This window comes from Hymenobacter actinosclerus, assembly GCF_900111515.1.
GTDB classification, from domain to species: Bacteria; Bacteroidota; Bacteroidia; order Cytophagales; family Hymenobacteraceae; genus Hymenobacter; species Hymenobacter actinosclerus.
In genome coordinates this window covers 1198890-1211639 of record NZ_FOHS01000001.1, presented here as the reverse complement: position 1 = coordinate 1211639, position 12750 = coordinate 1198890, and the positions used below count along the sequence as shown (strand labels likewise).

10 protein-coding genes are annotated in these 12750 nt (G+C 62.2%); 9 read left to right on the top strand and 1 reads right to left on the bottom strand.

All coding sequences use genetic code 11. From position 1 onward, the window contains the following. Positions 1-325: 325 nt before the first annotated feature. Positions 326-1132 (bottom strand): XRE family transcriptional regulator, encoded by an 807-nt coding sequence (locus BMY67_RS19460; protein WP_218144592.1) that lies wholly within the window; start codon positions 1130-1132, stop codon positions 326-328. Positions 1133-1336: 204 nt separating this feature from the next. On the opposite strand from BMY67_RS19460, the gene BMY67_RS05180 reads away from it, so the two are divergent. From BMY67_RS05180 to BMY67_RS05140, 9 genes are all read left to right on the top strand, one after another. After that, complete coding sequence (locus tag BMY67_RS05180; protein WP_092769065.1) at positions 1337-1741, top strand: YbjN domain-containing protein; 405 nt, start codon at positions 1337-1339, stop codon at positions 1739-1741. Positions 1742-1801: 60 nt separating this feature from the next. Continuing rightward, positions 1802-2530, top strand: a complete 729-nt coding sequence (locus BMY67_RS05175) for a PspA/IM30 family protein (RefSeq protein ID WP_092769063.1) — start codon at positions 1802-1804, stop codon at positions 2528-2530. Positions 2531-2550: 20 nt separating this feature from the next. Next, on the top strand, positions 2551-2757 hold the full coding sequence (locus BMY67_RS05170) for a hypothetical protein (RefSeq protein ID WP_092769060.1): 207 nt from the start codon (positions 2551-2553) through the stop codon (positions 2755-2757). Between the two features lie 24 nt (positions 2758-2781). Continuing rightward, the gene (locus tag BMY67_RS05165; RefSeq protein WP_092769058.1) at positions 2782-2973 is read left to right on the top strand and encodes a hypothetical protein; all 192 of its coding nucleotides are present in this window, start codon (positions 2782-2784) and stop codon (positions 2971-2973) included. 84 nt (positions 2974-3057) lie between these two features. Further along, positions 3058-3726 carry an OB-fold-containig protein gene (locus BMY67_RS05160; RefSeq protein WP_092769056.1) on the top strand — a complete coding sequence of 223 codons (669 nt, stop codon included), beginning with the start codon at positions 3058-3060 and terminating at the stop codon, positions 3724-3726. 63 nt (positions 3727-3789) lie between these two features. Next, entirely contained in the window at positions 3790-4197 is a 408-nt protein-coding gene (locus BMY67_RS05155) for a PH domain-containing protein (protein WP_092769054.1), read from the top strand. A gap of 371 nt (positions 4198-4568) precedes the next feature. Continuing rightward, positions 4569-6791, top strand: coding sequence for a flotillin family protein (locus tag BMY67_RS05150; RefSeq protein WP_092769052.1), 2223 nt, complete (start codon positions 4569-4571; stop codon positions 6789-6791). A 224-nt stretch (positions 6792-7015) separates the two neighbouring features. Beyond that, a complete protein-coding gene (locus BMY67_RS05145; protein WP_092769050.1) occupies positions 7016-7447 on the top strand; it encodes an endonuclease domain-containing protein in 432 nt (143 codons plus the stop codon). 107 nt (positions 7448-7554) lie between these two features. Further along, positions 7555-12744, top strand: a complete 5190-nt coding sequence (locus BMY67_RS05140) for a DNA repair ATPase (RefSeq protein WP_092769048.1) — start codon at positions 7555-7557, stop codon at positions 12742-12744. The last annotated feature ends 6 nt before the right edge of the window (positions 12745-12750 follow it).

The following is a 12750-nucleotide window of genomic DNA, read 5'->3' as shown; positions in this document are numbered from 1 at the left end:
CTCTTCGCGTTATTATTGGTTGGCGCCGCCAACCGGCCGCAGTCCACTCCCCGCGTCTCCCTGACCGACGAAGTGTTAGCCCTGTTTCGCACCACTACTATCCCCCGCACGTAAACCTAACCGCCCCATTATTCCAGCCCGGCCCAACAGAGCCGGGTTTTTGCTGACTCCCCGATTATCCCGGGCGGGCATTCTTCCTGATCCTACATGAGAACCGACGCGGCGCCCCAGCACCGCGTCGGTTCTCATGTAGGGCAGCCCGACTTACTGGCAAAAGTGGTCCGGAACGATGCAGATGCGCAAACCCACGCTTCTGCATCGTTCTTTAGTTACGGCCGGTTGGCGGATTTTCATCCAGCCGAATCTGCAACTGCGCCAGCTGCTGTTCGAGCAGGCCCACGCGCTCTTCGAGCAGGGCCGGGCGGCGCAGGTGGGTGCTGAAGCTGCCATGGACTTCCCAGATTTCGAGGGCCTCGGGCAGGTGAAAATCCTGGGCCGGATAGTCGGGGTTGTCGGCGCGCAGGCGTAGCAGCTGGCCGGGCAGCTGCTCCTGGAGGCGGCGCACCAGCAGGCGGCTTTGGGTGAGCAGGGCGTACACCCGGCCACTGTGCAGGCGGGGCAGGGCCTTATCGACGCGGCAGCAGAGCAGTACGTCCTGGTGCCGCAGGGTGGGCGCCATATCGGGGCCGTTGAGCTCGAAGGCGCGGGTGGCGGGGCCCAGCTGGTGCGGGAAGGTGAGCGGGGGCAGCGCGTCGATAAAGGCCGAATCGTGGTGGCGCACGATGTATTCGAGCAGCCGGGCCTGGGGCACGTAGGGCGTGAGCTGGGGCCGCTGGTCGGCCAGCGCGGCGGCCTCGGCGGCGGCCGGCGTGCCCACCGCGGCGGCAGCCTGCGACTGAAAGATATCGAACCGGTAGAGCTCATTTACGGTCAGCTCTTTCGTAAGTAGCAGGTCGACTGATAAGCCAAAATACTGAGCAATCTGCATCAGCGTTTCCATTTTGGGCTCCGAGCGGCCCTCTTCGTAAGCGCCCACACTGGGCCGGGCCAGCCCAAAAAGCTCGGCAAATGCTGCCTGGCTAAGCTTTTTAACAGTTCTTATCTTGCGGATGTTCTTACCAACGTTCGACATGGCTGAAAATATTTTTAGCTCAAAACTTGAGCACATAGCAAACTTTGCTTACCATTGCATCGTAAAGCTACCACAATCCGGCTAGTCATTCAATCGGGCAGCTACTTTTTTGAGCCACCGGCCTTATCCCGCACCACTGGCCTGCTTATCCGGCTGATTTACCTAAGTTGTCGACGCTAACACCTTCCCTTTTCCTGCCCTGCTATGTCTACTCCTTATTTCGCCCTGCTGCAAACCTACCTGCTGGAGCTGGGCTTCGACATCAACCATCAGGATGAGGCCAGCGGCCTGCTGGTAGTGAGCCGGCCGGAGCTGGGCATTCATCAGCTGGTGCTGGGCTGCGGCGAACCGCTGCTGATTATGGAACAGTACCTGCTGGAGCTGCCCGCTCCCAACTGCGACATTTACCAGCGCCTGCTCCAGAAAAACCGCGACATCATCCACGGCGCCTTCGTGCTCGACGAATCGGGCCGCAAGGTTATCTACCGCGACACGCTCCAACTCGATTTCCTCGACCGCGCCGCCCTCGAAGCCGTGCTCAATTCCCTGGCCTTAGTCCTCAGCGAGTTTGGCGACGAGCTGATTGAATTTTCTAAATCGGGCACTTAGGGAATTGGAAAAGAACTGTCATCCTCCCAAATCCCTGTTCCCCCTCAAAACCCTGCTACCATGAACTTTCTCAACCGTCTCTTCAAAATCGGGCAGGCCGAAGCCCATTCCGCCGTCAATCAACTCGAAGACCCCATCAAGATGACCGAGCAGGGCCTGCGCGACCTGCGCGAGGACCTCGACAAGGCCCTGCACGCGCTGGCCGAAGTGAAGGCCCTGGCCATCAGGAGCCGCAACGACGCCGAAGCCGCCCGCAGCAAAGCCCTCGATTACGAGAACAAGGCCGTGCTGCTGCTCCAGAAGGCCAGCCGCCAGGAGCTGGAGGCCACCGAGGCCGACCGCCTGGCCACCGAGGCGCTGACCAAGAAAACCCAGCACGAGGCCCAGGCCACCCGCGCCGGCCACGACCAGGAAAAGTTTGAGGCCTCGGCCGCCACGCTCAACCAGAATGTGCAGCAGCTCAAGCAAACCATTTCGCAGTGGGACAACGAGCTGCGGACGCTGAAAGCCCGCGTCACGGTGAGCACGGCCACCATAACCATCAATAAGCAAATGGCCCAGCTCGACTCGTCGGGCACGGTGAGCCTGCTGGAGCGCATGAAGGAAAAGATTGCCACCGAGGAGGCGCTGGCCGAATCGTACGGCCAGCTAGCCCAGGAAAGCAAGTCAGTCGATCAGGAAATCGACAAGGCCCTGGGCGCCGACGGCAGCAGCCAGGCCTCGGCCGATTTGCTGGCCCTCAAGGCCCGGCTGGGCATGCAGAAGCAGCTGGGCAGTTCCGAATTATAAAGCCCGTTTTCAACAGAGCCATGACGACCCTCGAAAAGTTCTTATTCTACTTTGGTGTTGCGCTCATTTTGGGCTCGGCGTTGGCGCGGGTTTCCCACGCCATCGAGTCGGAACAGTCCCATTTCCTGATACTGATAGGTGCGGCGCTTCAATTTAACGCGCAGAGCCGCTACAACCGCCGGCTGCGGCAGCGCATCGAGGAACTGGAAGCTGAGCCGCGCTGCTAACGGCTGCTAATCTTCATTCTTCCGATGAGACGCTCTTCCAACGTATTCTTTGTACTGGCGGCCCTGTTGTTGGTGGCCAGTACCAGCCTGCGCTTTATAGAGGGAGCAAATATGCGCTGGGCTCCGCTGCTGCTGATTTGCGGGTTCTGCTTCCTGGCATCGGCCTTCGCGCTCTACCGCCGCAACCAGCAGCAAAACGAGTCGGGCCGGCGCTAAGCGGCACGCCTGACTCGCCAGACTGCGGCCGTTTTTGGGCCGCCTCGGCAATTCCCGTACCTTCCCGTCGCTAATCCTGTCCTGATGAAAGAACTGCTCCACGCGGCCGTTGCGCCGGCCAATCTGCTGCCCACGGGCGTGCTGGTATTCGTGCTGCTGTACTGGCTGACGGTCGTGCTGGGTGTGCTCGATTTCAAGTCGCTGGACCTGGACGTGCACGCTGATACCGACGCCGATTTTGATGCCCACGCCGGGGCCCACGGCCACGCGGGCGAGTCGGGCACCTCGTTTATGAACGGCGTACTGGGGTTTTTCAACCTGGGCCGCGTGCCGCTGATGGTGTTTGTGAGCTTCGTGGTGCTGCCGTGGTGGGTGGGCAGCATTCTGGCCAACTACTACCTCGGCAACGAGGGCCTGCTGGTGGGCGCGGTGCTGCTTGTACCGCTGTTGCTGGGCGCTATGCTGGTATCGAAAGTGCTTACCACGCCCTTCGTGAGTTTGTTTGCGGCCATGGAAGCCGATTCGGAAGGCGCCAACTCGCCGGTGGGCAAGGTGTGCACCCTGCTGCTGCCCGCCACCCACGAGCAGCTGGGCCAGGCCAGCGTACGGCTGCGCAAGGGCGCCCCGCTCATGCTCAACGTGCGGGCCGCCTCGCAGTCGGCCGAGCTGCGCAAGGGCGACACGGCCCTCATCATCGACTACGACCAGCTGCACCGCTGCTACCTGATTGAGCCGTTTGAGCTGACTTCCTGAGCCTCTTATTACTTATCCGAACGTCATCCCGCTATTTGGTACTTAACGCCTACTACTTATAGTATGAAACAGATTTTTCCGTCCGCAGTCAGCTGGTGGCTGTTCGCGCCGCTGCTGGTCCTGCTGCTGGGCTCCACCGTCTTCGCGGGTCTGGAACAGTCGTGGCTGAGCGGGCTGACGATGCTGGCGGCGCTGGGATTTACGATCTGGCTGATTCGCTCCACCTACTACGAGGTGCAGCCCGCGCAGCAGCTGTTGCGCATTGTGTCGGGGCCGCTGGTTTGGCGGGTGCGGGTGGCAGATATCACGCAGGTTGAAAAATCGCATAACCTGCTCAGCTCCCCGGCCCTCTCGCTCGACCGGCTCAAAATTTATTACGGTAAATATGATTTCGTGCTGATTTCGCCCGCCGACCGGGCCGGTTTCCTGGCGGCCCTACTAACCCTCAACCCCGCCATCCGCCATGACTGAGTTGCTCCATCTGCTGCAAAACGCGCTCCGCTGGCTCGGCGAGGTGCTGCTCGACGGCCTGCTGGCCGACTTCTTCAACTGGCTCGCCGACTGGCTGCTGACGTAGGGGCGGGGCAGGGGTAGCAGGCTGTCATGCTGAGGCAACGAAGCATCTCTACCGCTTCGTTCTCGCGTCGCGCCTCACGAGACCCCTACGGGGCACGGGCCCCTCTCCGAAAAAGGAGAGGGGGAGCCAGCCGACAGGATTAGCATTGCAGTAGAGATGCTTCGACTTCGCTCAGCATGACGCTGTTTTTCTCCCAGTTACCCGGTCCCCAAGCTCCCAGACCCTAAAATCCCAACTCTCTGAAACACTCCTACTCCCTACTTTCATGTTAGACCAACTTTCCCTGGTGGTGCTCGTCATCATCGCCGTTTTCGTGCTGGGCTTTATTGCCATTGTGGCCCGGATGTACAAAAAAGCCGTGCAGGGCGAGGCCCTGGTACGCACCGGCATGGGCGACACCAAGGTGTCGTTCAGCGGCATTCTCGTGGTGCCCGTGCTGCACAAGCTGGAGGTGATGGACATCAAGCTCAAAACCATCATCATCCAGCGCGCCGGCTCCGAAGGGCTGGTATGCAAAGACAACCTGCGGGCCGACGTGAAGGTGAACTTCTTCGTGCGGGTCAACAAAACCCACGACGACGTGATAAACGTGGCCCAGAGCATCGGCGCGCACCGCGCCTCCGACCCGCTGGCGCTGGAAAACCTGTTCGACGCCAAGTTCTCGGAGGCGCTGAAAACCGTGGGCAAGCACTTCGATTTCATTGAGCTCTACAACTCCCGGGAGCAGTTCAAGCAGGAAATCCTGCGCATCATCGGCACCGACCTCAACGGCTACGTGCTCGACGATTGCGCCATCGACTACCTGGAGCAGACGCCGCTGACGGCCCTCAACCAGGACAATATTCTCGACGCCGAGGGCATCAAGAAGATTATCGCCCTGACCTCGGAGCAGAAAATCCAGGCCAACTCGATTGAGCGCGAGAAGCAGAAAACCATTAAAAAGCAGGACGTAGAGGCCCAGGAAACCATTCTGGAGCTGGAAAAGCAGCTGATTGAAAACCAGGAAAAGCAGAAGCGCGAGGTGGCCAACATCCGGGCCCGCGAGAATGCCGAGTCGACCAAGGTACAGCAGGAGGAAACGCTGAAGTCGGAGAAGGCCCGCATTGCCACCGAGGAGGAAGTGGGCATTGCCGAGCAGAACCGCGACCGGCAGGTGCTGGTGGCCGAGCGCAACAAGGAGCGCACCGACGCCGTGGAAACCGAGCGCGTGGCCCAGGCCAAGGCCCTCGAAGTAAACGAGCGGGAGCGGATTGTAGCTCTGGCCCAGATTGAAAAGGAAAAGGCGCTGGAAGAAGAGAAGAAGAACATCCAGACTATTATCCGCGAGCGAATCACGGTGGAGAAAGCCACCGTAATCGAGGAAGAGAAAATCAAGGACACCCGCGCCCAAGCCCTCTCCGAGCGCGAGAAGCTGGTAGCCGTGACGGCCGCCAAGCAGCAGGCCGAAGCCGCCACGGTGAGCATGGTGAGCAGCGCCGACATGGAAAAGCAGGCCGCCGAATTCCGCGCCCGGCAGGCCCTCATCGACGCCGAGGCCGAAAAGGCCGCGGCTGAGTTCAAGGCCTCGGCCATCCGCACGCTGGCCGAAGCCGAAGCCAGCAAGGAAGCCGCCATCGGTCTGGCCGAGGCCCAGGTGATGCAGGCCAAGGCCACGGCCCGCCAGAAGGAAGGCGAGGCCGAGGCCCAGGTAATGCAGTCGAAGGCGGTAGCTCGCCAGAAGGAAGGCGAGATGGAAGCCCAGGTGATGCAGGCCAAGGCCCAGGCCGAGGCCCAGGGCATCCAGGTGAAAGCCGGAGCCCAGGCCGAAGCCGACGAGAAAATCGGGCTGGTAGCCGCCAAAGTAAACCGCGAAAAAGGCCTCGCCGACGCCGACATCATCCAGGCCCGCGCCGATGCCGACCAGAAAAAGGGCCTGGCCGAAGCCGCGGTATCGGAGCAGAAGTACGCCGTGGAAGCCAAGGGCATAGAAGCCAAAGCCGACGCCATGCGCAAGCTCGACGGCGTAGGCAAGGACCACGAGGAATTCAAGCTGCGCCTCGACAAGGAGAAATCCATCGAGCTGGCCCAGATCAGCATCCAGAAGGACATTGCCGCCAGCCAGGCCGAGGTTATCGGCGCGGCCCTCAAGGCGGCCAAAATCGATATCGTGGGCGGCGAAACCATGTTCTTCGACCAGATTATCGGCTCGATTACGAAAGGCAAAATGGTCGACCGCGCCGTGCACAACTCCGAGGTGCTGAGCACCGTGCAGCACACCTTCTTCGGCGAGGATGGCAACGGCGGCGGCGACTTCAAAGCCAACCTGCGCCGCTTCATCGACCAGTTCGGCCTCAGCTCCGACGAGCTGAAGAACCTGAGCGTCTCGGCGCTGCTGCTGAAGCTCATGAGCCAGGCCAACGACGACGCCACCCGCAACACGATCAAGCAGCTCACGGGCACGGCCAAGGCGCTGGGCATTGGCGATACCATGGTGCGGGGGTTGATGTAAGGCCCTAGCGGTGCGCCTCACCCCCTAGCCCCCTGGACTAGTTTCTGGTTTTTTAGAGCTAGTGCTAGAAACTAGCTCCCCTCCTCAGATGAGGAGGGGTTGGGGGTGGTTGATTAGTGTTGCACGTCAACCAACCGCCAGTTCCAGCATCCTTCACGCATCATCAACCACCCCTAGCCCCTCCTCATCTGAGGAGGGGAACCAGCTTCTAGCTTTCTAGCGCAATGGATGGCAAGCCCCCAACCAACCACGTTCACAGCCTGGGGTACCAGAAAGCCAACCGCCGGATACTACGCGGCAACCTGACCCAGGCGGAAACGGTGTTGTGGAAGGCGCTGCAACGCAGTCAGCTGGCCGGCCGCAAATTCCGGCGGCAACACAGCATCGGGCCGTACATTGTGGATTTCTACTGTGCGGCGGAACAGCTGATAGTGGAACTGGACGGAGCGCGGCATTTTACGGCCAGCGGCGAAAGCCAGGATGCGGAGCGGGACTCCAATCTGACTTCGCTGGGTTTCCGGGTTTTAAGATTCGAGAATAAGCTGGTTTTGAATCATCTGGAAAGCGTGTTGGCAGCTGTTCAGGCGGCTTTTCAACGGGTCGTTCTGCCATTTTCAACCACCCCTAGCCCCTCCTCAGCTGAGGAGGGGAACTAGTTTTTAGCTTTTAATTTCTAACTGTCACCGGCTGGTTTCTAGTTTATAAAACTAAAGCTAGTCCCCCCTCTCCCCCTGGAGAGGGGGCTAGGGGGTGAGGCGCACCGATGGAACAAACCACCCAACTCGAAACCGGCACCTACGAAATCCTGCGCAACCGGCTGCAAAGCAGCGGCGACGAGCTGCGCCAGCGCCTGAACGCCCTCAACGCCGAGCGCAAGCAGGTGTTCGGGGCCGTGGACACGCGGCTCATTGGCACCGGCCGCATTACGACCGAGCACAACTGCGTGGCCTGGGACTTGGTGCCGGTGGGCCAGCAGTTCATTTTCGGCTACAACGTGGTGCTGGGGCTTAAAACCGAGCCCGATTTGGCCGATGTGTTCGGCGTGTACCAGTACCAGGACCACGACTTCCGGCCGCTGGGGCTGGAGCTGCTGGCGCACCCCACGTTTCTGGAGGAGTTCCGCAACCTGTACCGCTACTACAAGAACACCCAGTTCGTGAAGTTCGCGGTGCTGGGGGCTCACCTGTTCATGGTGTTCCGTATCGGCAAGGGCGCCTCGGATGTGAAGACGTTTAAGTGGCTGATGCGGGGCGAGACGCTGACGTACCTCGACAACCGCTCCGACCACGAGTACACGTTTCCGCCCCAGCACGAGTTTGCCTGGCAGCGCGCCACCCGCGACATGCAGCGCGGCGGCCGGCACCCGCACATCAGCATCGAAGACAAGGTGTTCGTGGAAACCGTGGGCGGCGACCTCACCATCAAAGTCGAGGACAACACCGCCACCGGCCAGGGCATTCTGAGCGAGCCGGTTGATGACAAGGACCAGACCCTGGACGACTCGGAAATCTACTACGCGGTGGTGGGCAACCTGGTACTGCTCAAAATCCGGCCCTACCAGGAGCAACAGTACCGCTACTTCATCTTCAACTACAAGCTTAAAAAGGCCCAGCGGCTCGATGCGCTGGCCGATGCCTGCGTGCTACTGCCCGATGGCCAGGGCCTGATTTTCCCGCACGGCTTCTACCTGCAGACCGGCGACAACAAGCTCTTCGACAACGGTCTGCGCGACATGCTGTTCGAAAAGCGCCTGACCTCGCCCAACGGCGAGGATTTCCTGTACGTTTTCTACAACAAGGACAGCGGCCTGTACCTGCTGCTGAGCTACAACCGCATCGCCCAGCGCGTGGATAACCCCATCGTGTGCCACGGCTACGCGGTGTTTGAGAACGGGGAGCTGTGCTACTTCCGCACCGACGAGGAGCCCAAGAAGCACCACGCGGTGCAAATCTGGCAGACGCCCTTCACGGGGCCGGATTTTGAGCTGCCGGTTACCTCCGATTCCTACCTCTACAAGCTGGGCAACAAGGAAATCGTGCGGGCCATGAGCGAGGTGCAGGAGGTGCTCACGCTCACGGGCAAGGACGATTCGTACGCCGGCCTCTATCTCGACCTTATCCGCCAGACCACTGCCCTGACCGACGCCTACCATTGGCTGCGCGAACCCGCCGCCCAGAACCTGGCCGAGCCGCTCGACGCCATCCGTCAAGCGGCCACGGCCGCCGTCGAGGAGTTCGAGAAGGTGCGGGCCATCCGCAAAAGCACCGCCGAGCAAACCCAGCAGGTGCTGGGCCAGGCCGCCGAGCTGACCGACCGCATCCGCCGCACCGCCCCCGACGACGTAACGGGCTTCGTGCAACTGCTGGGCGAATTGCGCACGGTGCGCGGGGCCGTAGTGGGGCTAAAAGAGCTGCGCTACGCCGATTTGCCGGCCGTGGAGGAGCAGGCCGCCGCCCTTGAAACGCTGAGCCAGGAGGTGGCCCAGCAGACGGTGGAATTTTTGCTCCGCGACGACGCGCTGGCCCCCTACGAGCAGCGCGTGCAAACCATTGCCGACGCGGCCGAGCAGGTGAGCAAAACCGTGGAGGCCGACGAGCGGGAGCGCGAAACCACGGCCCTGGCCCAGGAGCTGGAGCTGCTGATTGAGGTGGTGAGCAATCTGCCCATCCCCGACCCCACCCAGACCACGGCCATCATCGACCGGATTTCGACGGTGTACGCCCGCTTCAACCAGATTCGGGCCAGCCTGAAGCGGCGGCGGCAGGCGCTGGCTGGCACCGAGGCCCAGGCCCAGTTCACGGCCCAGCTCAAGCTGCTGGAGCAGGCCCTCACCAACTACCTCGACCTGGCCGACACGCCCGCCAAGTGCGACGAGTACCAAACCAAGCTCATGGTGCAGCTCGAAGAGCTGGAGGGCCGCTACCCCGATTTCGACCAGTTCATCGAGCAGCTCACCACCCGGCGCGAGCAGGTGGTGGAGGCCTTTGAGGCCAAGAAAGTGGCCCTGGTGGCCGCCCGCAACCAGCGGGCCTCGGCCCTGCTGCAATCGGCCGAGCGGCTGCTGAAAGCCGTGCAGAGCCGCCTGGCCCGCCTAGAGTCGGTGGCCGATATCGGGGGCTACTTCGCGGCGGATTTAATGGTGGAGAAGGTGCGCCAGACCGCCCGCGAGCTGCTGGAGCTAGGCGACCCGGTGAAGGCCGACGACGTGCAGAGCCGCCTGAAAACCCTGCGCGAAAACGCCGTGCGCCAGCTCCGCGACCGGGCCGACCTCTACGCCGACGGCGGCCAGACCATCAAATTAGGCCCCTACGCCTTCACCGTGAACACCCAGCCGCTGGAGCTGACCGTGGTGCAGCGCGACGACGCCCTATTCTACCACCTCACCGGCACCAACTTTTTCCAGCGAATTGAAGATGAGGCCTTGCTGGCCGCCCGCCCGGTGTGGGACCAGACGGTGGTATCGGAAAGCCCCGACGTGTACCGGGCCGAGTTCCTGGCCTGGCGCATTCTGCAAGCCGCCCACCACCCCCGCCCCGCCAACCCCGAAGCCGGCCACGCGGCCGTGCTATCAGTAACCGACCTCTCGCACCTGAGCGAAGCCGAGTTGCTCGCCTACGTGCAACAGTTTATGGCCCCGCGCTACGCCGAGGGCTACCTCAAGGGCGTCCACGACCACGACGCGGCCAAGCTGCTGGCGGCCCTGGTGCGCCTCACCCGCACCGCCGACCTGCTGCGCTACCCCGCCGACACCCGCACCGCCGCCGCCCTGTTCTGGCTCCGCTTCGCCGACCCCGCCCAGCGCGCCCACTGGCAGCGCCAGCTCCAGGGCATCAGCACGCTGCTACAAGTCTTCCCCGATTCTCAGCAATTCAACTCGCTGAAAATCGAGCTGCAAACCGCCGTCGAGCACTTCGCCCAGCAAACCGGCCTGTTCACGCTGGATGAAGTGCAGGAAGCGGGCGAATTCCTGTTCAGCTCTTTAATTAAAAATGAAGGATTAAAAGTTAAAAATGGTCTTTCCACTGAGCCGATTGATATTCCCGAGCCAGTCAAAACCAAGAAGAAAGACGCCAAAAACCAGCCCACCACTAACAACCAACAACTGACAACTGACAACCCCTTCCCTATTTCCCAGGAGGCGGCCGAGCTGTACCGGCAGTTTCAGCAGCAGCTCCAGGAGCGGCGGGCGGGCGAGTTGTTCGAGCAGTCGGTAGCGGCGCTGGGCGGCCAGCCGGTGGCCCAGTTTGCGCTGGTGCGGCAGTGGGTGGCGGCGTCGCACCTCACCCCCCCGGCCCCCCTCTCCTCGGGGAGAGGGGGGAGCCAGTCGTTAGCAGACGGCTCGGCACCGAGTTCTACTTCTACTTTAAAAACACAATCAACATCTCTTTCTCAAAACGAAGACGAGAAGTCGCCCAACGATTCCGACGATACCAATCGTCAGGCTCCCCCTCTCCCCGAGGAGAGGGGGTCGGGGGGTGAGGTGGCCCTCCTACTCCTCACCGATTCCTTCGACGCCGCCCGCATCGTGCCCACGCCTACCCGCGAAACCCTCCCCGGCTTCCAGGGCACCCACCCGCGCCTCAACGGTACCGACTACCTCCTCGATTTTCCCGCCTTCCGCCGCCGGCTGCTCCGCTACGACCAGCGCACGGTGCCGCAATTCGAAGCCTTCCAGGCCCTGAAAAAGCAGCGGGTGGCTGAGGCTACGGCGGCCCTGCGGCTGGAGAGTTTCCGGCCCCGGGTGCTCACGTCCTTCGTGCGCAACCAGCTCATCGACCAGGTGTATCTGCCGCTGATTGGGGCCAACCTGGCCAAGCAAATCGGCACTGCCGGCGAGGGCAAGCGCACCGACCTGATGGGCCTGCTGCTGCTGATTTCGCCCCCCGGCTACGGCAAAACCACGCTCATGGAGTACGTGGCCAACCGCCTGGGGCTCATCTTCATGAAAATCAACGGCCCGGCCATCGGCCACGCGGTAACCAGCCTCGACCCGGCCCAGGCCCCCAACGCCGGGGCACGGCAGGAGTTGGAGAAGCTGAACCTGGCCTTCGAGATGGGCGACAACGTGATGATTTACATCGACGACATCCAGCACTGCCACCCCGAGTTCTTGCAGAAGTTTATCTCGCTCTGCGACGCCCAGCGCCAGATTGAGGGCGTGTACCGGGGCCGCCCCCGCACCTACGACTTCCGGGGCCGCAAGGTGGCCGTGGTGATGGCCGGCAACCCCTACACCGAAAGCGGCGACGTGTTCCAGCTGCCAGACATGCTGGCCAACCGCGCCGACATCTATAACCTCGGCGACATCCTTACGGCCGGCTCCGAGGCCGCTTTCCGCCTCTCCTACCTCGAAAACGCCCTCACCAGCCACCCCACCCTGGCCCGCCTGGCCACCCAGAGCCCCCAGGACGTGCCCGCGCTGCTGCGCCTGGCCGAAACCAACTCGGCCGAGGGCCTCAGCTTCGAGGGCAACCACTCGCCCGAGGAACTGAACGAGTACGTGGCCGTGCTGCGCCAGCTGCTGCGCCTGCGCGACGTAGTGGCCCGGGTAAACGCCGCCTACATCGCCAGCGCCGCCCAGGCCGACGCCTACCGCACCGAGCCGCCCTTCAAGCTCCAGGGCTCGTACCGCAACATGAACAAGCTGGCCGAAAAGGTGCGCCCCGTGATGAACGACCAGGAAATAACCGACCTGCTGGCCGCTCACTACGCCAGCGAGGCCCAAACCCTGACCAGCGCCACCGAGGCCAACCTGCTCAAGCTCCGCGAGCTGCTGGGCTGGCTCACGCCCGCCGATGCCCAGCGCTGGGAGGACATCAAAACCACCTACCGCGCCAACCTGCGCAACTCCGGCGCTGGCCAGCTCCTGCAGCTACTGGAAAAGCTGGAAGGCATTACGGGCGGGCTGAGCGGGATTAAGGAGGCGTTGCGGGGGCCGGGAAATAATGTTTAGCTTAGC